The organism is Streptomyces gardneri, assembly GCF_006539185.1.
GTDB classification, from domain to species: domain Bacteria; phylum Actinomycetota; class Actinomycetes; order Streptomycetales; family Streptomycetaceae; genus Streptomyces; species Streptomyces gardneri.
Map to the genome: position 1 here is coordinate 42,342 of NZ_BJMN01000016.1, position 21,202 is coordinate 63,543.

Here is a 21,202-nt window from a genome sequence, read left to right on the forward strand (position 1 = left end):
CGCTGGCACACCGGCTCGCATGTGGTGCTGCTGGCCGGGGGCCCGCAGTGTTTTTATCGGGGTGAAGTAGAGCCACGACTCCGGCCCGTTCGGGAGCCGGTGGATCTCCGGCGAGATCGGGAGCCAGTTGGTGTGATGGTGTGGAACATGCCGCTTTCGGAGTAATTGAGCAGGGTTGCGCTGGTTGGCCGTCACGCTGTGCCTGTTGATCACGGTCCAGGTCAGGGAGACCGCTGGTGCACAGGTCACGTGAGTGGCTGTTCGAAAAGATCCGCCGGGTTCATCGCGAGCAGGGGCTGTCGGGGCGGGAACTTGCCGTGCGCTTCAAGGTGTCGCGGAACACGGTGCGGAAGGCGTTGGAGTCGCCGGTGCCGCCGAAACGGAAGTCGCCGCCGCCGCGGCCGAGCGTGCTGGAGCCAGTGAAAGGCTTCATCGACGCGATGCTGCGCGAGGACCTGGAGGCGCCGGCGAAGCAGAAGCACACGATCCCGCGGATCATGGAGCGTCTGGCGGCGGAGCACGACTTCGAGATGGCCGGGCTGACGACGGTCTACGACTACGTCGCCAAGCGGCGCCCTCAGATCCGGGCGGAGGCCCTGGAGGGCCGCCGTCATCTGGAGGGCATGGTCCCGCAGGCGAAGCGGCCGGGCGAGGAGGCTGAGGTCGACTTCGCGGACTTCTGGCTGGACCTGGCCGGGCAGCGGCGCAAATGCGTGCTGTTCACGCTACGGCTTTCGTATTCGGGCAAAGCGGTGCACCGGGTCTACGCGACCGCGTCCCAGGAAGCGTTTCTTGAGGGGCACGTCGAGGCGTTCACGGTGCTGGGCGGGGTGCCGTCGGTCCACATCCGGTACGACAACCTCAAGCCCGCGGTCAAACAGGTGCTGTTCGGACGCTCGCGGTTGGAATCGGCCAGGTGGGCATCGTTCAAGTCCTGGTATCAGTTCTCGGCGTTCTACTGCGCGCCTGGTGAGGACGGCGCCCACGAGAAGGGCGGGGTGGAGCATGAAGGCGGCCGGTTCCGCCGCAAGCACCTGGTTCCTCCACCGCAGGTGGATTCGTTGGCGGAGCTGAACGAGCGGCTGGCCGCGATCGACGTCGCGGAGGACGCCCGGCACATCCACGGCCGCCCGACATCAATCGGGTTCGACTTCGAGGCCGAGCGGGAGAAGCTGCGGCCGCTGCCGGCGGACGGTTACGACTGCGGGATCGACCTGACGCCGACGGTCGCGCGGAACTCCCGGATCACGGTGAGGCAGTGCTACTACTCGGTGCCGGCGAAGTTCATCGGCACGAAGGTCCGGGTCAAGCTGCGGGCGAACGAGTTGTGGGTGTTCGACGGACGTAAGGTCGTCGCCCGCCACCCGCGGCTGACGCGCCGCTACACCTATCACGACCTGCTGGACCACTACCTGGAGATCCTGCTGGTCAAGCCCGGTGCGTTCGCCGGGGCCTCCGCGCTCGCGCAGGCCCGCGCGGAGGGCGGCTTCACCAAGGTCCACGAGGCGTTCTGGGCGGCGGCCAAGAAGAAGGCCGGGGACCGCGAGGGCACCCGGATGCTGATCGAGGTGCTGCTGTTGCACCGTCAGCTGCCCGGCGAGGCACTGGTCGCCGCGATGGAGACCTGCCTGCGGATCGGGTCGGTCTCCACGGACCTGGTCGCGATCGAGGCCCGCAAGGCGATGGAGGGCACCGACGCGGACGACGCCGAGCTCCTGGCTAGCCCCGGTGAGACAACCGCGGACAGCGCGGCGGCGTCGCCCGGTCAGGACGGGGCACAGGTGATCTCCCTGCACGCGCGCCGCCTGCCGCCCGACCCACGCCAGGCACTGCCCGACATGAGCAAGTGCGACCGGCTACTGAGCCCGCTTCCCAGCCGCACCAGCCAGACCCAGAAAGGCCACGGCGCATGAGCCCGACCGTCACCGTCACCGACCAGGACGAGGAGCCGGAGACCGACAAGGTCCCTGCGCGCAGGCTGTCGCTGCCCGGCGACCCCGAGGACATGCTCATCGACGAGGCGGGCAGAGAGCTTCGCCTGCCGGCGTTCCGCGAGCGGTTCATCGACCTGGCGACCACCGCCCGGCGCGAGCAAGCCACCTACAAGCAGTTCCTGCTTGACCTGCTGCAGGTCGAGCTCGCCGACCGCGATCTACGCCGTCAGCAGCGACTGCTGCGGCTGGCCCGTTTCCCCAGGCCGAAGCGGCTGGAGGACTTCGATTTCGCGAAGAACCCGAACGTCACCCCGGAGGTCGTCGCGGACCTCAAGTCCCCGACCTGGGTCCGTGAGGGCCGCCCGCTGGTGCTGATCGGCGACTCCGGCACAGGCAAGTCCCACCTGCTGATCGGGATCGGCACGGCAATCGCCGAGGCCGGCCTGTCGGTCCGCTACACCACCACCAGCGCATTGGTGAACGAGCTCGCCGAGGCCGACGCGGCCCGCCGCCTGTCCTCGGTCATCGCCCGCTACAGCAAGATCGATCTCCTGTGTCTGGACGAGTTCGGCTACCTCAACCTGGACCGCAAGGGCGCGAAACTACTCTTCCAGATCTTCACCGAGCGCGAGGAACGCAAAGCCACCGCGGTCGCCACGAACTCGCCCTTCACGGAGTGGGACAAGACCTTCGGTGACGCCCGCCTCTGCGCGGCCATCGCCGACCGGATCACCTTCCGCTGCACGCTGATCCAGACCGGCACCGAGTCCTACCGCCTCCAGGCAACCCAGGAATCTCTCTTCCCCCACCAGGACTGACGCGACCCCGGACCCCTACTCCCTGACTGTGCCGAGGACTCGTTAGTCTTCGGCCATGGTTTTCATAGCGGAGAGGGAGGAAGTTTCGATGGGTATGTCGGTGACCAAATGGCGTCTGACTGAGGACGAATTCATTCGCGGGATAGATTTCCTTGAGAGCCGCTTTGAGGAAGCTCAGGGCGAGGAGGACTGGGGAGAAGAGACTAATTTCAGCAACTTTTGCGAGATCGGGGAGTTGTGGGATCTCGTGAGCGTCGCGATCTCCGGGGTCCCCATTCCCGCCCAAGGAGTGGGGAGCTTGGTGGTCCTGGGGGGTGACATGCTGGGAGAGGTCGGCGAACCGGGTGAGCTGATCACAGTACTTACACGTCAGGAAGTTGCCGAAGCCGCACATTTCCTCCGTGACCTGTCTATCGACTCGATCGTCTCGACGTGTGAGCAGCTCTCAACCCTGCCTGATTTTGTGATCAGCGAGGTCCGGCAGAAGCTGGAGGATCTCCAGTACTTCTACGCGCTGGCTGCTCAAGAGGGGCACCTCATGGTCACGCGCGTTTATGGGCCGTAGCGACTGGTCACTGGACGCGTTCGCCCGTACCCCATTGAGACATTCTCGGAGTACGTCGACACCACGACGAGGGCGAGGCCCTGGCCGCGACTTGTCAGGGAGGCGACCCGGGCCCGCACCGACAAGCTACCAACAGCCTCTCGCTAGCTCCCTTGGACACTCCGCCCAACCCTGCCGGTCACCCGATCGGTGGCTCCGAATCTCGCCGGAGAACACCGCCCCGGGTCGAGTGCATCGCCGCCACGAACGGCCTACTCCTGGCTCCCATTGACACCGGAGCAGTGGCACTCATACGAACCGATGAAATCAGGCCCGCAGGGTGCCACCATGTCGGTGCACACGGCATCGGACCTGCACGGGCGCGAGTACTCCGTCGTGGAGTCGGGTTCGGTCGGCTGGCGGGCGGAGCAGCCGCACGGCTTCGATGCGCTTCCTTACCTGTGGCTGCTGCACCGGGGGCCGGAGCGGTCTTGGCCGGCTTTCCGCTGGGACGGTCATCACACGGCCGCGTCCTGGGAGCATCTGGAGTCGTCGCTCGAACTGCTTCTGGACTCGTGGATGGAGCAGCTGCCGGTACAGGTGCCGGGGGACTGGGCGTCGTTCGTCGTCGGGTGCGCGCGGGACTGGCCGCGGCACCTGCGGGTGGGCTATAGCCAGGACCGGGGCCGGCTGTCGCTGATGGTGGACCACCGGACCACGGCGGATGCGCCGGGTCTGGAGGAGGCCATGCGGGAGCGGGGCTGGCAGGTGTGCGAGGGGGGCTGGTGGCGCGCGGAGTTCGCGGACGAGGACCCTGCGGCGGCGCGGTCGGCGGCTCGGCTGCTGGTCGCCGACGTCCGCGGCCGTGGGTCGGTCTGCCCGGACGAGCTCGTGGCCTGGGAAGTGACGGTCAACGACCACGGCCGGTTGTGGCTTCCTGGCATCGGTATGCCCGTGAACTGAACCCGGTCGGCGCCGGGGACGACGGCACGCCGAGTCAGGGACCCTGTGGGTAATCCACCGGGGTGCTGGTCTGTTAACTGCACTAACTCAGGTGTCCGTTCGGCCCGGGGGCCGTGAGTTCTGATCATGTGATCGTGCATGAGACTCCTTCGCTTCATCGAGATCTGATTGACGGGCGGGTACGGCTGCCCCGGGTCGGGGCTGTGGTCGCGGGTACGACGCCGTCGCTGCCGTGGCTGGTGGTGGACGCCGCCGGCCGTGAGATCGAGCCGGTCAGCGTCTACCTGCGGGACCGGATGCTCGGCGACGCCAGTACGGCGACCTGCCGGAGCTACGGCTACGACCTGCTGCGCTGGCACCGTGTGCTCTGGGCCCTGGACGTGGGCTGGAACAGGTCACCGAGGCCGAGACCGCCGTACTTGTGGGCTGGCTGCGGCATGCCCACAACTCTCAGCGTCAACGGCGACGCCTCGGCAGTCACCCGGCCGGGTCCGTGAACCCGAAGACGGGCAAGCGCACCCTGCGGGCCGGATACGCGCCGTCGACGATCGCCCACAACCTGACGGTGGTCCACGGCTTCTACGCCTTCCACCAGCCCTTCGGCCGCGGATCGTTGATCAACCCGGTCCCGGCGAGCGCAGCTCGCCGCGCGGCACTGGCCCACCGGTCGCCGCTGGAGGTCCGCCAGCAGCACCGGCGGGCCTGGCTGCGGCCGAAGGTTCCCGTCCGGCACCCGCGGTCCGTCCCCGATGGTCAGTGGGACGAGCTGTTCGCGCAGATGAGTTCCCGACGTCCCCGGAGGGGTTGGCCTATCTGGCCGCCTACCTGGAGGAGGACGGACTGCCGCTGGAGGGAATGCCGGTCTGGCGGACCCGCCGGGGCGAGCCCCGCCCGCTGACCTACTGGGCGGCCCGCCGCATCTTCCAGCGGGCCTGCGAGGCCCTCGGGTCGAACTGGACCCTGCACGACCTGCGGCACACGGCCGCGAAGCGGATGGCCCGCGATCCGGAGCTGAAGCTGCGCGAAGTACAGACGATCTTGCGCCACACCCATATCAGCACCACCGAGCTCTACACGGCCGTCGGCCTGGACGACCTGCTGGACAAGCTCGGGGCCCACTACGCCCGGCCGGTTCAGCCGGTGTCGTGGCCGACCCAGTACGCCGCAGACGACATCGAGGCGGTGTTCGGTGCCGGGCAGTAAGGTCGGAAACAGCATGCGGCTCAAGGGCCCGACGACGAACCGGGTCCGCCGCCACGACGCCGAGACGCCTGCGCTGGCGGAGGCGATCTGGCCGCTGCCGAGGTTCCTCAGCCGTCGGGTTGATGCGGATATCTGAAAACGGCTCTGACCGGATCTCCGTGAAGGGCCGGATCGTCGGAGTGGAGGTGGTGGGGATCCGGCGACCCACTTCGCAGATCGCTACCCAGCAGCCACAACCGGGCCGGCTGTGACCTGAGGACCGTTGGGGAGCAGCGGCGCGAGATTGTCCCTGACGAAGTCGGCCGCCTGCTTGATCGACTCTTCGGCCCCGGATCGGTCTTCAAAGACGCTGGTAGAGACCATCACTCCGTTCCCGGCGTCCACCCAGTAGTAAGCCACGAAGCCGGGGACCCGACGGAGGAGAGGCACGAATCCCTCGTCCACTCGACGCCCTGCCTCGGCAGAGTCCGTCACTCCTTCGTAGCGCCGAATCACCGCGTACATAGCTGATCTCCTCCTGGATCACAGGGTCACCTTGCGTGAAACGACATACCCCCACCGAGCGTCTCTCGCTCGGGTGACGTCCGGAGGTGACCTGGATAGACGCACCAGTGGGCCAACCCGGGCATCTGCTGTGGCCGGGGGCTGGGCGAACCGGAACTTCACGGAAGTCCGGTCAGATCCAATTCCAAAGAGCTTCATCATCGCAGCGCAGCAGCAGGGTGAACCACTCGTCTGGCAGGCTCCTCTAGGGAATCCTGCAGTCGAGCGGCGCCTTGGCGCGGTGGCCGAGGAGGTTGCGGCGGGGCCGCGTCAAGCCGGGAGGCACCTTGAATCCTCTTGGCGGCCTGCAGGCGGTTGCCGGCGGGAAGGGAGGACCACCTCCCAGCTCCTCTTCGGTCAGGGCTGTCTGGATCGGGTACCCCGGCGCCATGTGCCGATGCTCCGGCACGGGGTTGATCGATTCGACGATGTCCAGGGCGAAGTGAACGTGCGCGGCGGTGAAAGGCTTGGCCGCGTGCCTGAGGGTCACCCTGTCGAGCTCCGCCCGGAGTTCCGCGACGGTCTGTGCCCGGTGTGAGGGATCGTCGTCCGTCTTGAGACGCCGGAGCAGAGACGGGCCGGGTGGCCCGTCGGGCGGTTCGGTCGGTGGGTTCGGTCGGTCGGGCGACTCACAGGCGGAGGACGACGAGCGCCGTGTCGTCGGTGTTCCCGTCGGTGTTCAGGAGGTCCGACAGGAGGCTGTCGGCCAGGGTCTCGGGGTCCTCTCGCCCGCGCCGGCTGAGGGAGTCGGCGAGGCGCGCGAGTCCGGCGTCGATGTCCTCCGTGCGGCGCTCGATCAGGCCGTCGGTGTACATCACCAGCGTCGCGCCTTCCTCGAAGGAAGTGGTTGCCTGGGGGCGGGGGACGTGGTCCGGACGGGCGCCGAGCGGCGGGTCGGTCGCCCGGTCGAGGAAGATCACGTCGCCGCCGGGGGTGAGTAGTGCGGGCGGAGGGTGGCCGGCGCTGCTGTAGGTCAGGGTGTGGTTGCTCCAGTCGATGAAGGTGGTTGCCGCGGTGGACGACTCGGCGCCCTCGACGGAGCGGGCGTAGAGCCCGAGGGCGTCGAGCGCCTGGGCCGGGCCGTCGGCGACGAGCGCGGCCGCGCTCAGCGCGCTGCGCAGTTGCCCCATGACGCAGGCCGCGCTGAGGCCGTGGCCCACGACGTCTCCCACGGCCACTGCCATACGGTCGCCGGGGAGTCCGACCAGGTCGTACCAGTCGCCGCACACGTTCAGGCCGCCTACCGCGGGGCGGTAGCGCACGGCCGCCCGATGGTGGCCGACGGGGCTGGGGGAGGGCAGCATCGCCGCCTGGAGGGCCAGTGCCACCTTCCGCTCCCGGGCGTGTGCCTTGCGCAGGCGCTCGTTGACTTCCTGCAGCTCGCGGGAGCGCGTGTACAGCTCGGCTTCCAGCCTTGCCGCCTGGGTGGTGCCTTCCAGGCCGCCGCGGGCGTGGATGAGCGGGGTGATCTCCTCCACCCGGTGCACGATCATCTCCACCTGTCCGTCGGGGCCCGGCACGGGTGCGTTGACGGGGCTCCAGAAGTGCTCCTGCCAGTGGCCCGGCCGCCGGGAATCCTCGATGTCGTAGCGGAGCAGAGCCATGGTGTCGCGCTCGCCGGTGGCGACCACTCGAAGCATCGACGCCTCGGTCTCCCGCATTCCTGCGGCGGCGGGGTCGTTGGGGTTCTCCGGGAACGCGTCGAAGATGTAGCGGCCGACCAGCTGCGCGCGGGGGCGCCCGGCGAGCCGTGCGAAGTCCTCGTTGACGTCGACGTACACCAGGTCGGGTGTGAGCAGGGCGACCATGCCGGGCATGGCCTGGAACACGGCTGCGTAGTCGACGTGCTGCTGTTCGTTCATTCCGTTGCCTGCCTCGACTCCGACCCCACCGTGTGCAGTTCCACGATAGAAGGCAATGCGCCGTAGCGGCCCAAGTCCGGAGATCCGCGGACTCGGGCCGTCACCCGTTCGGTCCTGCGGAGGCCGGGCGTTGGGGCGGTCCAGGCGGTCGGTGGGAGCGTCACGGTGGCAGGCTCGCGGGGCTCCGCCGTCGTCCTGCTCCGTGTCATGCGCGCGCGATGAGGTCTCGCGGACCCGCCCTCCCTCGCGCATCCTCCTCGACGAATCTGCGCCACAGGAAAACTTGTGGTGTGTACTACCGGTACACACCACAAGTGCGTACCATAAGTTCATGCCTCTCCCTCGGTTCGATCGACTTCCCGCCGAACGCCAGGAACTGATCCTGGCCATCGCACGCAGCCACTTCGCCGAACACGGCACCGAAGCCGCCTCGTACAACAAGATCATCGAAGCGGCGGGGTTCTCGAAGACCGCCGCGTACCACTACTTCGACGGGCGCGAGGACCTGCTCTCCGCCGTGCTCGACGGCGTACTGGGCCGGCTGCTCGGCGCGCTGGGCCCCTGGGTCGCGGCCGGCGACGAGGCGGAGTTCTGGTCCCGCCTCGACGCCGGTGCCTCCGCGCTCGCGGCACATCTGCAAGGCCACCCGGAGGACCTCGCCCTCGCCGACGCGGCCATCGGGCACGCGCGCGGTGAGGGCGGACCGTGGCTGGCGTGGTTCGACGATCTGGTCTCGGACGGGCAGAGGCTGGGCGTGATCCGCGCGGACGTGGACCACGAGCTCCTGGTGACCGTGACCGCGGCGGTCGTCAGAGCCGCCGACACCTGGGCGGTCGCCCGCATGAAGGAGTCACCGGCGTCCACGGGCCCGCGCGATGCCGAGGGAGCACAACTCTGGCGCCTTCTCCGCGGATTGTGGAGCCAGACCGGATCATTCTTCGACGACGGGAACGCCGATGCGCACTGACCTCGAGGTCGTCTGGGACATACCCGAGACCCCGCCGGGATTCGCGGGCCGCGTGGAACGGTTCATGGGGCCGGGCAAGTCGCGTTCCGAGGCGGCGGTGGAGGCCGCAGGCCTGGCCGTATGCGCTCTGCTCCTCTTCGCCGGGATACGTGCCTCCGGGGCCTGGCACGAGTGGTCGGGACCGCAGTGCGCGGTGGTGGCGCTGGTGGGACTGGATCTCATCGGCGGAGTGCTCACCAACGCGACGAACGCCGCGAAACGCTGGTACCACCGCCCCGCCCCACGCGCCAGGCGGTCACGACTCCTGTTCGTCTCCGCGCACGTGCTCCATCTCCTGGCCGTGGGACTGATCACCTTGTCCGGTGACTGGCGCTGGACGCTGGGCAACGTCGCACTGCTGCTCACAGGAGCGGCCGTCGTGGAGTTCACGCCGCTGCACCTCAAGCGCCCCGTCTCGGTGATCGCTCTCATGACCGCGGTTCTGGTCAATCTGTTCTGGCTCGAAGTGCCTTACGGACTGGGGTGGTTCGCGCCGCTGTTCTTCCTGAAACTACTCGTCTGTCATCTTGTCCCGGAAGCGCCGCTGGAGCGCAGACGCCGTGTCTGAGACCGCCTCGCAGTGGAGGATCGATGCGAACCCGGGTCCCGCCACCTGCGCCCGCACCCTGGCCGCGGCCTTCCAGCAGGAACCAGCCGTCTCCTGGATCTGCGGTGCGTCGCGGACTCTGAGGACCCACTGGTTCGACAGCACTCTGCGGACCCACGCGACACTTCCCGGTGCCCTCCGGTACGCAGTCACGAGCAGGTCGGACGCCCGGCCGATCGCCGCGGCGGTTCTCACACCGCCAGGCGCGGCGCCGGGAGTTCCGGCCCGAGCGGCCTGGGCGGTGCGGACGGGCCTGCGGTGCGGGCCCTCTGCCTTGGGGAAGACCTTGCGCTATCTGCACCAGGCCGAAGCCCTGACTCCGGCAGGCGCATGGACCCTGGAGTTCATCGGGGTACGCCCCGACAACATGGGACGCGGCGCCGGACGGTTCCTCCTTGATCACATACTGGCGGCCACAACTGCCCCGGCGGGCTTCTTCCTGACCACGGCCGATCCCGCGAACGTGCCCCTCTACCGCCGCTTCGGCTTCACAGAGCTGCAGCGGACGGTACTGGGCCCGCTGACCGTCACGGCGATGGCGAGACCGGGCCTCACCTGACTGGGCAACACTCCCCGTCGCCGCCGTCCCGAATCCCTGCCACACGCCAAGCCGCTCACGCGCCAAGCCGCTCAGCCGCTCGAGCAGGGACAGATGGAAGAGGCGTACGACGTTCTCGGCCACGCGGCGGACACGGGTGCCCTCGAAGTCATGCTCGGCGGCGCGTAGGACACTCTGCTCGGCGGACCGCCCGCGGCCCGGCGCTCGGAACTCCCGAGGCAACTGTCGCTGGACACCGGTGAACTCACCCGGTGAGAGGACGTCTCCCGCTGCCTGTACATCACGTTCCACGAGGCTGTGGTCAGCCGGTTCGAGAGATACGGAGACCTGGCGGAACTCGACCGGGATCTCTGTCGGACCCGGTACGGAGACATCCGCAGGATCGATCGGATCCTGGAAGCCGAGGGCGACACGGTCAACCGCTACCGGGTCCGCGGGACGAGCCTCGATCGATGCACAAACGATGCGTCTTGATTCGCGACGCCCGTTCGCCGGACGCTGAGCAGGCCGGGCGGACTCGCCCGGTCGGTGGACCGCCCCTCGCGGGACCGGGAGCCCTCGCCTTGCGGCCCGCGGGACGGGCAAGAGGAGTCGTCATGATCGCAGCGTTCAGCGCATGCCGCCCCAGCCCGCTCCTCCGCGACGGTGGCGTCCTTCACGCAGGTGGTCGTCGGCTGCCGCAATCAGTTGGCTCGGGGGGTGCCTCTCGGCAGGGCGATGGGCCATGCCCGGCGCGGGCTCCCAGCGGATGCGCGGCCACCTCGCTCCCGGTTCGGCAGGCCGCACGTCGGACGACCGGCCCTCCACTGGGCGGTCCGAAGCGACCACGCCCAGGGGCGCCGGTGCGCCCGTGGGCCACGCACCCATCCGCAGGGCCGACGGCACCGAATCGGTACAGCAGGCGGCTCGCGCGATCGGAATGCGGAAACCGACGTACACGAGGGGGGCAGGAATGAACCGGCGCAGCATCGCGGTGGTCGGGTCGGGAGTGGCGGGCCTGACCGCCGGGCACGTGCTTTCGCGGGACTACGACGTGGTCCTGTACGAGGCGGACTCCCGGCTCGGGGGCCACGCGCACACCCATGAACTCCCGACCGGAGCGGGTGGCACCGTGCGCGTGGACACCGGCTTCATCGTCCACAACGAGCGCACCTACCCGTACCTTCTGAGGCTTTTCCGTGAGCTCGGGGTAGCCACCCAGGACTCCGAGATGAGCATGTCCGTGCGATGCGACGGCTGTGGCCTCGAGTACGCGGGCGCTCGCGGCTCCCGCGGGCTGCTCGGCGGCGGGAACCTGCGCCGCCCCCGCCATCTGCGGATGCTCGCCGACGTACCCCGCTTCCATCGGGCCGCGCGACGGCTGCTCGCCTCCGGGGACGACACCCGGACTCTCGGTGCGTTCCTGCGACACGGCGGATTCTCCCCGTACTTCGTCGGCCACTTCGCCGTCCCGCTCGTCTCCGCCGTCTGGTCCTGCGCCCCGGACACCGCACTGCGGTACCCGGCGGTCTACCTCTTCCGCTTCCTCGACCACCACGGGCTGCTCTCGGTCACCGGTTCGCCCCGGTGGAAGACCGTGACCGGGGGCTCGTCGGCCTACGTCGACAAGGTGGCCAAGCGCCTCGCCTCCGTCCGCCCCGCCATGCCCGTGCGGACGATCGAGCGCGGACCCGCCCACGCGCGCGTGACCACCGAGGACGGCCACTCCGAGGTGCACGCGGCCGTCGTCGTGGCCGTCCATCCCGACCAGGCCCTGCGGATGCTCGTGGACGCCACGCCCGAAGAGCGTCGCGTCCTCGGAGCGTTCACCTATTCCCGTAACCCCGCCGTGCTGCACCGGGACGCCACCGTCCTGCCGCGCTCACCCCACGCGCGGGCCTCCTGGAACTACTGGCTCCCGTCCTGCACGGCACGCCCCGGGGCCGTCCAGGTGAGCTACGACATGACCAGGCTCCAGCGCCTCGCGGCGCCCGAGCCGCACCTCGTGACCCTCAACCCCGACGGGCGCGTCGACGAGAGCACCGTGCTCGCCCGGATGGTGTACGAGCATCCCGTCTACACCCCCCGTTCGGTCGCCGCCCAGCGCGAACTCCCCGGCCTCGCCACGTCCGTCACAGCCTTCGCCGGCGCCTACCACGGCTGGGGCTTCCACGAGGACGGCTGCCGCTCCGGTGTCGCGGCCGCCCGGGCCCTGGGGGTGAACTGGTGACGTCCGCCGGCACTGTCCCTCCGGTCCCCGCGCTGTACACCTGCGAGGTCGCGCACACACGCGTGCACCCGGTACGCCATTCGCTGCGCCGGCGCACCTACCTCTGGCTCGTCGACCTCGATGCCCTGCCGTCGCTGCCACGTCTCCTCCGACCCCTCGCCCGCTTCGACGCCCGCGACCACTTCGGTGGCCGGGCTCCCACCATCCGTGCCGGCCTCGATGCCTACCTGGCGTCCCGCGGCGTACGGGATGCCGACGGCCGGGTTCTGATGCTGGCCCACGCCCGCGTCCTCAACCACGTCTTCAACCCGCTCACGCTGTACTGGTGTCACGACAAGGCCGGCCGCCCCGTCTGCGTCGTGGCCGAGGTGCACAACACGTACGGCGGGCGGCACTGCTACCTGCTGCGGCCCGACGCCGGCGGACGCGCCGACGTCGCCAAGGACTTCTACGTCTCACCGTTCTTCGACGTCGAGGGCTCCTACCGGATGCGGTTGCCGCTCCCCGGGGAGCACGTCGATCTCACCGTCCAAGTGCGGCTCGGGGACGGGAGCCGGCCGCTCACCGCCACCGTCCGGGGCCGGTACCACCCTGCCGACGCACGCGGTCTGCTGACCGCCGCGCTCCGCCACCCCTGGTCCACCGCGGCCGTCAGCGTCAGCATCCGCTGGCACGGAATCCGGCTGTACCTCAAGGGACTTCCCGTCTGTCCGCGCCCTGCTCCGCCCACCCGACAAGGCATGCTGTGACTCTTTCCATCTCGCCGGACGCACCCGTCGGCGCGACCGGGCGCCGCCCATCCGTCGATCTGAAGCGCTGGCCCGACGTCGCGCTCCTTCCACGCGCCTCCGCCCTGCGCACAGCCATCGCCCGACGTCTCGTCGAACGCGCACTGGCCCGCTTGCCGTTGCGGATACGCCACGGTGACGGGCACGGGCGCGTTCCCCGGCCCTGCACCCCCCAGGACGGCGAGCCGACCCTGACCCTGCACGACCCGGCGGCCTTCCACCGGCGGATCGGCGCCGACGGCCTCATCGGTTTCGGCGAGTCCTACATGGCCGGCGAATGGGACAGCGACGACCTCGTCGGCCTGCTCACCGTGCTCGCCGCCCACGTCGACGACCTGGTACCGGCGCCGCTGCGCCGGCTCCGCGGGCTCTGGGCACACCGCCGGCCGCTCCGGGACCGCAGCACCGTCGAAGGCGCGCGCGACAACATCCACCGGCACTACGACCTGTCGAACGAGCTGTTCGCGCTCTTCCTGGATCCGAGCCTGACGTACTCCTCGGCCGTGTTCGACACCCTCCCCGCGACACCGGACGCGCTGGCTGCGGCGCAGCACGGCAAGATCGACCGGTTGCTCGACCTCGCGGGCGTCGGCCCAGGAACACGGCTCCTGGAGATCGGCACCGGCTGGGGCGAACTCGCGGTCAGGGCCGCGACACGCGGCGCCCACGTCCTGACCATCACGCTCTCCGAGGAGCAGCGCGACCTCGCGCTGCGCCGGATCGACGACGCGGGGGTGGCCGGGCGGGTGACGGTCGAACTGCGCGACTACCGTGAGGTCGAGGGCCGGTTCGACGCCGTCGTCAGCGTCGAGATGATCGAGGCGGTCGGCGCCGAGTTCTGGCCCGCGTACTTCACCGCCCTGCGACGACTCCTCGCCCCCGGCGGCAGCGTGGCCGTCCAGGCCATCACGATGCCGCACGACCGGATGCTCGCCACCGCCCGGACGCATACGTGGATCAGCAAGTACGTCTTCCCCGGTGGCCTCATCCCCTCACTGGACGCCATCGCCCGCGAGAGTGCCGCCGCCGGCCTGGACATCACCCACGACACCGGATTCGCCGACCACTACGCCGAAACGCTCCGCCTGTGGCGCGAACGCTTCGTCAAGCAGCCGGACGCGGTCGACGCACTCGGCTTCGACCGGACCTTCCGCCGGATGTGGGAGCTGTATCTCGCCTACTCGGAGGCCGGGTTCCGTTCGTACTACCTCGATGTGCGGCAGCTGCGGCTGGTCGCCACCGGCCAGGACACGGAGGCCTCGTGGTGAACGGATCCGCCTTCGCCGTCAACCTGGCCGCCTCGGCCGGCGCGGCCCTCGCGGTCATGCTGGTCACCTTCGCCGTGGCCCTGGTGAAGGGGGTCCACCGGATCGTCGACGTCGCCTGGGGCCTCGCCTTCACCACCGTCGCGCTCGTCACCTGGGCGCTCTCCACCGGATACGGGGACGACGCCCGGCGCCTCGCCGTCACACTGGCGACCTGCCTGTGGGGCCTGCGGCTCGCGGTCCACATCGCCCGCAGGGGACGCGGCCACGGCGAGGACCCCCGTTACGCACGGATGCTCGCCCGCGCCCCGGGCAGCCCGGCCCTCTACGCCCTGCGCAAGGTCTACCTCCTCCAAGGCGTCCTGGTCTGGCTCGTCTCCCTCCCCGTCCAGGCCGCCGCGTACCTTCCCGAGGGAGTGGACGTTCTTCTGGTCACCGGCCTGGTGCTGTGGGCCGTGGGCGTGACCTTCGAGGCCGTGGGCGACCACCAGCTGGCCCGCTTCAAGGCCGATCCCGCCCACCGTGGACGCGTCATGGACCAGGGGCTCTGGAGCTGGACCCGGCACCCCAATTACTTCGGCGACTTCCTGGTCTGGTGGGGCCTGTACCTGACCGCGTGCGCGAGTTGGCCCACCGCGGCACTCACCCTCGTATCGCCCCTGGTGATGAGCGGACTCCTCATCTTCGGGAGCGGTAAGCGGCTGTTGGACGCCCACATGGCCGACCGCCCCGGCTGGTCGGCCTACGAGGCCCGGACGAGTGGCTTCTTCCCGCGTCCGCCGCGTCGCGTGACGAGCCGGACGGACCCCCGGTGACGTCCCCGGCCCGGGGTGTCCGCCGGGGTGACAGAGGCATCCTGGACGCTGTGGTTGCCCCCGCCGTCCCCACCGCGGCCGTACTCCTCCTGCACGGCGGGCGCTCCGAGGGCCTGGGGCCGCCGCCGCTGGTCAACATGCCCGCGCTGCGCATACGCCCGTTCGCGGCCGACCTCAGGCGTGCGCTCGCCGAGCGGGACGTACTCGTCGCGATGGTCCGGTACCGCCACCGGGGCTGGAACGGGGTACGCGCCGACGCGGCCCGGGACGCCGAGGCCGCCCTCGCGGTGGTGTTGCGGACCGCGGGGGACGTCCCGGTCGCCCTCGTCGGACATTCGATGGGCGCCCGGGCCGCGCTGCGCGCGGCGGGTCACCCGGTGGTCCGGGGCGTGGTCGGCCTGGCCCCTTGGTGCCCGCCGGGGGAGCCCGTCGAGCATCTCGTCGGGTGCCGGATCCACCTCCTGCATGACGAGGCCGACCGGGTCACCTCCGCGCGGGAGACCTGGGAGTTCGTCCGCCGCGCAGGCGCGGTCGGCGCGCACGCCGAGGGGATCGTCATGCGGCGCGGAGGGCACGCGATGCTCCGCGGTGCCGCCGACTGGCAGCGCCGCACCACGGAACTCGTCGTCGCACTGCTGGTCACCCCGTAACAGGCCGGGTGACCCGGCGAACGGGGGCCGGTCTGACGTCGGCCCTGCCGATTCAGCGGCCCAGCGCGTGGAGGATCGGGAGGACAATGTGCTCGTGTACGGCCTCCACCGGGTCCGAGCCAGGGCGCAGCGCCGGGGCGGTACCCACTGCCGGGTGAGCGGCGAAAGCGGTGTCCAGATGCGGCATCCGAACGTCCATGACTTCGAGGCGATCACGACGGGCCTCGCGCCCGGCCACACCGAGCCAGGTGGCGAGAGCCGCTTTCGCCGCTGCGTAGTCGGCCATGCCCCGTGCGGGGCGGTCCACGATCTCGCCCGTGACCACGGCCACGACGCCCCCCGGGGACAGCACCCCCAGGGATCCCCTGACGACAGCCATCGGTGCCAGGGCGTTCACGGTGAACAGGTGCTCGGCCGACGTGTCCGGCACCTCGACGGCGGATCCGAAGCCGGCTACGCCGATGGCCACCACCAGCACGTCGAGCCCACCGAGCGTTGCCTTGGCCCACGGGGCCAGCTGGGCGCAGCTGTCCAGGTCGTGCGCCTCGAAGGTCCGCCAGGGGCTCCCGCCGAGCGCCGAAGCGCGTTCCTTGAGCCGGTCACGGTTTCGGCCGGCCAGAGCGGTCGCGGCGCCGCTCTCGGCCAACTGTCCGGCGGTCTGTCCGCCGATGGCACCGGTGGCGCCGACCACGAGGACCCCGGCTTCGACGACATCCATGGTCATGCTCCTTCGCGTGGGGGCTGCCATCTCTCCTTCGCTGGTTCGGCTGTTCCCGGATGCGCCACCACCCACCACGCGGGCGCCGCGACTCCGCCGGGCGCGAGGTCACGACGACGGCAGCGCGAAGAGGGCGAGGGGCCGTGGCCGGATGGGGTGAGCCGTCGGCATGAGCCCCGCTGCTTCACCAGGCGCGTGAGGAGGGCGGGGTTTCGTCCTGGCGGGGATCGAGGGTGGCGCGTCCGGCGTCCGGATCCACCGTGAGGTAGCCGCGGGGCGCTGGGGGAGCCCCGAAGGTGACCTCCGGTGACGGCCCGGCGTGCGGTGCGGAGTACGGGTCGGCGTGAGGCGTGGCGTACGGCTCGACCCGCTGGCCGGCGCACGGTGTGGCCTGTGGTCCGGATGTGTTTCGCGGGGTGAACGCCGACCAGGCGGAGGACTGTTGCCCGGAGCGCTCACGGGGAAGCGGAGGCGGACCGTCGGTCGGCTCCATTCCGGTCGGTATCCGGTCCTCGTCGGCCTCGGTCCCCCTGCCGAGGTGGTTGAGCAGGCAATCGAGCAGCACGGCCACCAGCACCCCGGAAACGATCCCGGACCGACCGTCACCGCACGCCCGCTCGCGTCGAATCTGTGACGTGCCCCAGCGGTTCGGAGGCCCGCACGCACCGAACCCGGCGCCCCGTGCACTCGCCCGCTTCACCCTGCTTGATCATCACGGCGTCGTACACGCAGTTCCCTGCCGCAGTTCTGTGACCTTCGCATCCAATCGCCCTCAGGCCGTCCCGGACCGGAGCACCCGTGCGTCCGGGCGTCACCGTACGCCAAGGCACCCGTGATGCCGGTCCGGGCCGGCCAGGAGCAGACCCCAGGAGAAGCCAGACCATGTACGAGCCCCAGAGGTCCCGAGTCCACCACGGCCCCCGACGCCGGGTCGGCTCCCATCAACCGTACGGCTGACGACAACGGAAGCCTCACCAACATCGAGTCCACGGCGGACGTCCTCGCACTCGGGGAGATCGTCGACCGCAAGGCCGACGAGAAGTCGCTTGCCGCCACCCTGCGTGCGGACGGTCTCGGCACCGCTGTCAGCCGCAGGATGCGGTCAGCGATGGCCCCGGCGGCGACGCCAAGGAGGAGACGACGGTGCCTTGGGGGATGGGGGATCGCAGCTTCGGCGAGGCCTTGTCCAGCGCACGTGGGCACGTCAGACCTGAGCCGGTTCTGAGCCGGCCCTTGCTGCCGGCTCAGCGTCGAAGGACCCATTTCTGTACGGACTCCAGGGGGCCTGTGGAGAAGTGGCGCAACCAGACGGTGGAGCCTGCCATGAGCACGAGGCACACCGCTGCCCATAGTCCCATCACCCACCACGGGTGGGCCGTGCCTCCAAGCCGCGCGGCGAGGCCGAGTCCGATGCCGTACGAGGCGACGACGCACAGCACGTTCTGGAGGACGTATCCCGACAGGGCGGTGCGGCCGACGTTGGCGAGGCCGATCGTGAGGGGTCCGGGGCGGCGCGCGCGATCCAGTGCGGCACCGATCAGACCGATGTAGCCGATGGCGACCAGCGGCGCTGCGCAGTAGCGACTCACCAGGAAGTAGGCCTCGCCACCGATGGCCGTCAGCACGGTGAGCGGGATGCCGAGTCCCAGGCCCCAGGCGAGCATCCGGCTCCGGATGCGCCGGCCGGTGGCGTCGGCGCCGAACGCGCCCGCCCGCAGCAGCCGTACGCCGAGGAGGAAGAGGAACACGAGAAGGCCGAAGGAGAGGATCGGCTCGACGCGCAGCGCGATCGTGTTCTCCAGCCGGAAGGAGATCTGCTCCAGGTAGCTGCCCTCCGCGTAGAGGTCGACGACCTGCGGGGACACGGCATCCGCCGTTCCCTTGTCCTTCCCGTCGTCGGGTGCGGCGGCCAGTGCCACGGTCAGCAGACCCATCAGGGCCAGGTGCAGTCCGGCCGCCCACCACATGACACGTTGCTGTGTCCGTTCGGATCGGGTCAGGACGTGCGCCACGACCAGGGCGGTGACCGCGTATCCCATCAGCACGTCCCAGGCGAAGACGAGCACGAAGTGCAGGGTGCCTTCGGCGAACAGGAAAAGGGCCCGCCATCGGTAGCGGCCGGGCCATGGCTGTCCACGCTTCGCGGCGGAGTTGTATTGGATGGCCAGGCCGACGCCGAAGAGGATGGTCAGCATCGAGAGGAACTTGCCGTCCGCGAGGAGCCGGAAGACGCTTTCGGTCGCGGCCGGAAGAGATCCGAAGCCGGTTCCGCCGGTGCCCCCCGATTGCAGAACGCCCCACTCGGAGCCAGGACCGGTGAAGATCCAGACGTTGGTCATGAGTGTGCCGAGGATCGCGGCTCCGCGCAGGACGTCGAGCAGTGCCAGTCTGCCCTCGGTGGCGACGCCCCCGCTCTTGGCGGCTTCTGCCACAGGAGAGGTGGCGGGTTTCGTGCGAGGCAAGCCGGCGGGCGCCGAGGGGCCGGTGAGCGGTGTCTCGGTCATGCCCCCATTTTCGAGGTTCGCGGTTCGGAGCTCGTCGTGTTCACGGACGACCTCGTTCTCGGTCGAACGATGTAGGGGGGAGCCAGGGGCGGTCATCCCGTTGGGTGAACGCAGAGGTCGCACTCTCTCGTCCGCCGCCGCTCGGTCCAGAGGCTCGGCTTCCCACTCTGCCCGCACCGCCAGGCAAGGCCAACCGTCACCGTCAACTCGCCAGGAGATCCTCACCATTGGCGCCGCCACGTGAACACCAGCGAGATCCGTGCGCCGGAAGCGAGGGCCTGACGCCGGCAACGGACCCGACCTTGCGGCCTGGCCCCGTGCCCGTAGGCCTGTTGCGGTCTCGGTCGGGGCCGGGCGAGCCGAGCACCGAGGTGGACACCGGCGAGCGCCCGCCGGACGAGAGCCGGGCCTGTACGAGAGGAGCGTCTCGCTCGCTGCGCGCAGGGTCTCCGTCCGCGTCCTCTCTCCCAGTACGGTTGCTGCCTCGTACTCGCCGCGGAGGCAGCGGACCACTCCGAGACACCGGCACAGCTTCGCCATGACGTCGGCCGGCGCCGCGATCGCCTGCATGTACTTTTCCAGGGCGAGTTGGTGCGGTAGTTCCACGCGATGGCCTCGAGCGTTCGGCGATGATCAGCCCACTGCCGTCCACACACCGGATCGGCCGGCATCAGCGGCTCGATCCGGCCCCGCATCGCATCAGTGATCACTAATTAGGCAGACCAGACACATCCGATCAACTGACCAACCCCTCAAAGGGGCACGCGCTAGCTAGGAGACCCCAGCCGGCTGCTCCCGCGGGGCAGCCGGGCGCTGGTCAGATAGTGACCGGGCCGTGGGCGGTGGCGAACTCGACCGAGATCAGGCCCGGTTCCTCATCCTCGACCCAGTTGACGTCGATCTGCTCGAGGGGGTGATCGGCCGGTTCGCCGAGGAATTCGGCGATGGAAGCGGCGTCGCCGGCGATGGAGACCCCGTGGATGGTGGTGGAGGTGCGCGGGTCGGCACTCGGGCGCTCCTCGATGGGGACCAACCACTCAAGGAAGTAGGGCAGTTGCGGGTCCTCCAGCAGTTCCAGCAGGCCGATCTGCTTCCACTTCAGGTCGAACCCGTCGGGGCGGACACGGTGGCCCTCGGTCGAGGTGCGGCCGAGGCGGGCCTCGACCGGGACCATGTCGTCGACGGAGACCACCCAACCGAGCCAGCCGCCGCCCTCGGCGGCACGGCGCGCGACCGCCTGGCCGAAGGGTGCGCGGTCGGCGGCGGGGTGGTCGAGTGTGGTGACGACCTCGACGTAGGTGCCGCCGCTCAGCGGGAGAATGAAATTGCGGGTGCCGAACCGCGGGTGCACGCCCCCGTCGACGAACCCGGCGCCAAGGGCCGATCCAATCCGTTGGACAGTCGAGACGAAGCTGTCGCGGGCCACTGCATAGGACACGTGATCAAGTCGCACAGCGCCATCATCACCCGACAACCCGCACAAATCCCGACGCCACGCCTGCCGCCGCGGCCGTGTCCGCCGTGGATTCGGCCGTGGAGCGGATCCATCATCATGTCCCTGCTCAAGGTAAGGACTGCGGCAGCGATGGAACGGGGTTACCCGCAGGATGCAGCTGGTGCCGTCCCAGCACGGCCGTCAACTTTCCCTCCCCCGCGCCCCTTGGGTTCCTCCAGAAACACTGCCGTACGCCAGCTGCCCGTGTCCTGTGCCAGCAAGATTGACCGATGCCGTCGAGCTCTGACCGCCGTAGTGCTGCGGCAAACCGCAGCCCCGACAGGCGAAGTGAGATTGCGGCTCCAGCCGACCTCGCAATCGTTCGGCGTCACCAGGGCGCTGGGCGATCCTCCGGGAGAATGACGATCTTCTGGGTGTGGTCACCATCCCCAAAGGCGTGGCGAGGGATCTGGCGTATCGCATTGCCTCCTGGGGTGAGGGGTCTGGTGGGAATGGGGAGGAAGAACGGAATAGCGCGAGCGAGTGGACATGATCGCGGGGGCCGTGGCGTCGAGCAGGAGGGTGCCGTAGATGTCGATGTCGCCGTAGAGCGCGAAGTCGTCCACCCCCAACACCCGAGGTGTCTCCAGCGGCGGAGTGGCATCTGCATCAGCTAGGACAGGACGGTGCACCGCGAGAGCGTGACGTTCAAGATCCTCGGCGCGCAGTACAGACGGCGTTCGGACAAGTCGATACGCATCCGGCCGACCCCCAACAGA

20 protein-coding genes and 2 pseudogenes are annotated in these 21,202 nt (G+C 69.7%); 16 read left to right on the forward strand and 6 right to left on the reverse strand.

Going from position 1 to position 21,202, the window contains the following annotated elements; all coding sequences use genetic code 11:
• The first annotated feature begins 236 nt into the window (after positions 1 to 236).
• The 7 genes from istA (at position 237) to SGA01_RS41985 (ending at position 5,598) form a co-directional block, all read left to right on the forward strand.
• Positions 237 to 1,913 (forward strand): IS21 family transposase, encoded by a 1,677-nt coding sequence (istA, locus tag SGA01_RS14145; RefSeq protein ID WP_371866033.1) that lies wholly within the window; start codon positions 237 to 239, stop codon positions 1,911 to 1,913.
• 92 nt (positions 1,914 to 2,005) lie between these two features.
• Positions 2,006 to 2,752, forward strand: coding sequence for an IS21-like element helper ATPase IstB (gene istB / locus SGA01_RS14150; RefSeq protein ID WP_141296883.1), 747 nt, complete (start codon positions 2,006 to 2,008; stop codon positions 2,750 to 2,752).
• Between the two features lie 55 nt (positions 2,753 to 2,807).
• The gene (locus SGA01_RS14155; protein WP_141296852.1) at positions 2,808 to 3,317 is read left to right on the forward strand and encodes a DUF1877 family protein; all 510 of its coding nucleotides are present in this window, start codon (positions 2,808 to 2,810) and stop codon (positions 3,315 to 3,317) included.
• Between the two features lie 327 nt (positions 3,318 to 3,644).
• Positions 3,645 to 4,259 carry a hypothetical protein gene (locus tag SGA01_RS14160; protein ID WP_141296853.1) on the forward strand — a complete coding sequence of 205 codons (615 nt, stop codon included), beginning with the start codon at positions 3,645 to 3,647 and terminating at the stop codon, positions 4,257 to 4,259.
• Positions 4,260 to 4,462: 203 nt separating this feature from the next.
• Positions 4,463 to 4,756, forward strand: coding sequence for a hypothetical protein (locus tag SGA01_RS42675; RefSeq protein ID WP_308699053.1), 294 nt, complete (start codon positions 4,463 to 4,465; stop codon positions 4,754 to 4,756).
• A 307-nt stretch (positions 4,757 to 5,063) separates the two neighbouring features.
• Positions 5,064 to 5,462 (forward strand): tyrosine-type recombinase/integrase, encoded by a 399-nt coding sequence (locus tag SGA01_RS42680; protein WP_308699054.1) that lies wholly within the window; start codon positions 5,064 to 5,066, stop codon positions 5,460 to 5,462.
• 13 nt (positions 5,463 to 5,475) lie between these two features.
• Positions 5,476 to 5,598: a hypothetical protein gene (locus SGA01_RS41985; protein ID WP_255325191.1), complete on the forward strand. Its 123-nt coding sequence runs from the start codon at positions 5,476 to 5,478 to the stop codon at positions 5,596 to 5,598.
• An 83-nt stretch (positions 5,599 to 5,681) separates the two neighbouring features.
• Here SGA01_RS41985 and SGA01_RS14170 read toward each other — a convergent pair whose 3' ends face one another.
• Together SGA01_RS14170 and SGA01_RS14175 are read right to left on the reverse strand one after the other, a co-directional pair.
• Complete coding sequence (locus SGA01_RS14170) at positions 5,682 to 5,966, reverse strand: antibiotic biosynthesis monooxygenase family protein (RefSeq protein WP_141296854.1); 285 nt, start codon at positions 5,964 to 5,966, stop codon at positions 5,682 to 5,684.
• 668 nt (positions 5,967 to 6,634) lie between these two features.
• Complete coding sequence (locus SGA01_RS14175; protein ID WP_141296855.1) at positions 6,635 to 7,867, reverse strand: PP2C family protein-serine/threonine phosphatase; 1,233 nt, start codon at positions 7,865 to 7,867, stop codon at positions 6,635 to 6,637.
• A gap of 331 nt (positions 7,868 to 8,198) precedes the next feature.
• Between SGA01_RS14175 and SGA01_RS14180 the strand changes: the two genes are divergently transcribed.
• The 8 genes from SGA01_RS14180 to SGA01_RS14215 all read left to right on the forward strand — a co-directional run bounded on the left by SGA01_RS14180 (position 8,199) and on the right by SGA01_RS14215 (position 15,766).
• Complete coding sequence (locus tag SGA01_RS14180) at positions 8,199 to 8,834, forward strand: TetR/AcrR family transcriptional regulator (RefSeq protein ID WP_141296856.1); 636 nt, start codon at positions 8,199 to 8,201, stop codon at positions 8,832 to 8,834.
• Positions 8,824 to 9,441, forward strand: coding sequence for a hypothetical protein (locus SGA01_RS14185; protein WP_141296857.1), 618 nt, complete (start codon positions 8,824 to 8,826; stop codon positions 9,439 to 9,441). Before SGA01_RS14180 ends, SGA01_RS14185 begins: the two co-directional genes overlap by 11 nt.
• A gap of 313 nt (positions 9,442 to 9,754) precedes the next feature.
• Positions 9,755 to 10,039 carry a GNAT family N-acetyltransferase gene (locus SGA01_RS41030; RefSeq protein ID WP_167534093.1) on the forward strand — a complete coding sequence of 95 codons (285 nt, stop codon included), beginning with the start codon at positions 9,755 to 9,757 and terminating at the stop codon, positions 10,037 to 10,039.
• Between the two features lie 952 nt (positions 10,040 to 10,991).
• Positions 10,992 to 12,248, forward strand: a complete 1,257-nt coding sequence (locus SGA01_RS14195; protein WP_141296859.1) for an NAD(P)/FAD-dependent oxidoreductase — start codon at positions 10,992 to 10,994, stop codon at positions 12,246 to 12,248.
• Positions 12,245 to 12,997, forward strand: coding sequence for a DUF1365 domain-containing protein (locus tag SGA01_RS14200; RefSeq protein WP_218037832.1), 753 nt, complete (start codon positions 12,245 to 12,247; stop codon positions 12,995 to 12,997). Before SGA01_RS14195 ends, SGA01_RS14200 begins: the two co-directional genes overlap by 4 nt.
• A complete protein-coding gene (locus tag SGA01_RS14205; protein ID WP_371866035.1) occupies positions 12,955 to 14,304 on the forward strand; it encodes a class I SAM-dependent methyltransferase in 1,350 nt (449 codons plus the stop codon). Before SGA01_RS14200 ends, SGA01_RS14205 begins: the two co-directional genes overlap by 43 nt.
• Positions 14,298 to 15,116: a DUF1295 domain-containing protein gene (locus SGA01_RS14210; protein ID WP_371866034.1), complete on the forward strand. Its 819-nt coding sequence runs from the start codon at positions 14,298 to 14,300 to the stop codon at positions 15,114 to 15,116. Before SGA01_RS14205 ends, SGA01_RS14210 begins: the two co-directional genes overlap by 7 nt.
• Before the next feature lie 50 nt (positions 15,117 to 15,166).
• Positions 15,167 to 15,766, forward strand: a complete 600-nt coding sequence (locus SGA01_RS14215) for an alpha/beta fold hydrolase (protein ID WP_229918371.1) — start codon at positions 15,167 to 15,169, stop codon at positions 15,764 to 15,766.
• Positions 15,767 to 15,818: 52 nt separating this feature from the next.
• Here the strand turns inward: SGA01_RS14215 and SGA01_RS14220 are convergent, their stop codons facing one another.
• Entirely contained in the window at positions 15,819 to 16,484 is a 666-nt protein-coding gene (locus tag SGA01_RS14220) for an SDR family NAD(P)-dependent oxidoreductase (RefSeq protein ID WP_167534094.1), read from the reverse strand.
• A 982-nt stretch (positions 16,485 to 17,466) separates the two neighbouring features.
• On the opposite strand from SGA01_RS14220, the pseudogene SGA01_RS42870 reads away from it, so the two are divergent.
• Positions 17,467 to 17,604, forward strand: a pseudogene (locus SGA01_RS42870) (purine permease); the annotation flags it as partial.
• Between the two features lie 124 nt (positions 17,605 to 17,728).
• Here SGA01_RS42870 and SGA01_RS14230 read toward each other — a convergent pair.
• From SGA01_RS14230 to SGA01_RS14240, 3 genes and pseudogenes are all read right to left on the reverse strand, one after another.
• Complete coding sequence (locus SGA01_RS14230; RefSeq protein ID WP_141296864.1) at positions 17,729 to 18,988, reverse strand: DUF418 domain-containing protein; 1,260 nt, start codon at positions 18,986 to 18,988, stop codon at positions 17,729 to 17,731.
• A gap of 575 nt (positions 18,989 to 19,563) precedes the next feature.
• A pseudogene (locus tag SGA01_RS41435) lies at positions 19,564 to 19,683 on the reverse strand (IS5/IS1182 family transposase); the annotation flags it as partial.
• A 122-nt stretch (positions 19,684 to 19,805) separates the two neighbouring features.
• On the reverse strand, positions 19,806 to 20,441 hold the full coding sequence (locus SGA01_RS14240) for a VOC family protein (protein WP_141296865.1): 636 nt from the start codon (positions 20,439 to 20,441) through the stop codon (positions 19,806 to 19,808).
• Between the last annotated feature and the right edge of the window lie 761 nt (positions 20,442 to 21,202).

Coding starts and splice junctions, on each gene's coding strand:
- istB (WP_141296883.1), top strand. CDS start 2,006: ATGCTCATCGACGAGGCGGGCAGAGAGCTTCGCCTGCCGGCGTTCCGC.
- SGA01_RS14155 (WP_141296852.1), top strand. CDS start 2,808: ATGGTTTTCATAGCGGAGAGGGAGGAAGTTTCGATGGGTATGTCGGTG.
- SGA01_RS14160 (WP_141296853.1), top strand. CDS start 3,645: ATGTCGGTGCACACGGCATCGGACCTGCACGGGCGCGAGTACTCCGTC.
- SGA01_RS41985 (WP_255325191.1), top strand. CDS start 5,476: ATGCGGCTCAAGGGCCCGACGACGAACCGGGTCCGCCGCCACGACGCC.
- SGA01_RS14170 (WP_141296854.1), bottom strand. CDS start 5,966: ATGTACGCGGTGATTCGGCGCTACGAAGGAGTGACGGACTCTGCCGAG.
- SGA01_RS14175 (WP_141296855.1), bottom strand. CDS start 7,867: ATGAACGAACAGCAGCACGTCGACTACGCAGCCGTGTTCCAGGCCATG.
- SGA01_RS14180 (WP_141296856.1), top strand. CDS start 8,199: ATGCCTCTCCCTCGGTTCGATCGACTTCCCGCCGAACGCCAGGAACTG.
- SGA01_RS14185 (WP_141296857.1), top strand. CDS start 8,824: ATGCGCACTGACCTCGAGGTCGTCTGGGACATACCCGAGACCCCGCCG.
- SGA01_RS14195 (WP_141296859.1), top strand. CDS start 10,992: ATGAACCGGCGCAGCATCGCGGTGGTCGGGTCGGGAGTGGCGGGCCTG.
- SGA01_RS14220 (WP_167534094.1), bottom strand. CDS start 16,484: ATGGATGTCGTCGAAGCCGGGGTCCTCGTGGTCGGCGCCACCGGTGCC.
- SGA01_RS14230 (WP_141296864.1), bottom strand. CDS start 18,988: ATGACCGAGACACCGCTCACCGGCCCCTCGGCGCCCGCCGGCTTGCCT.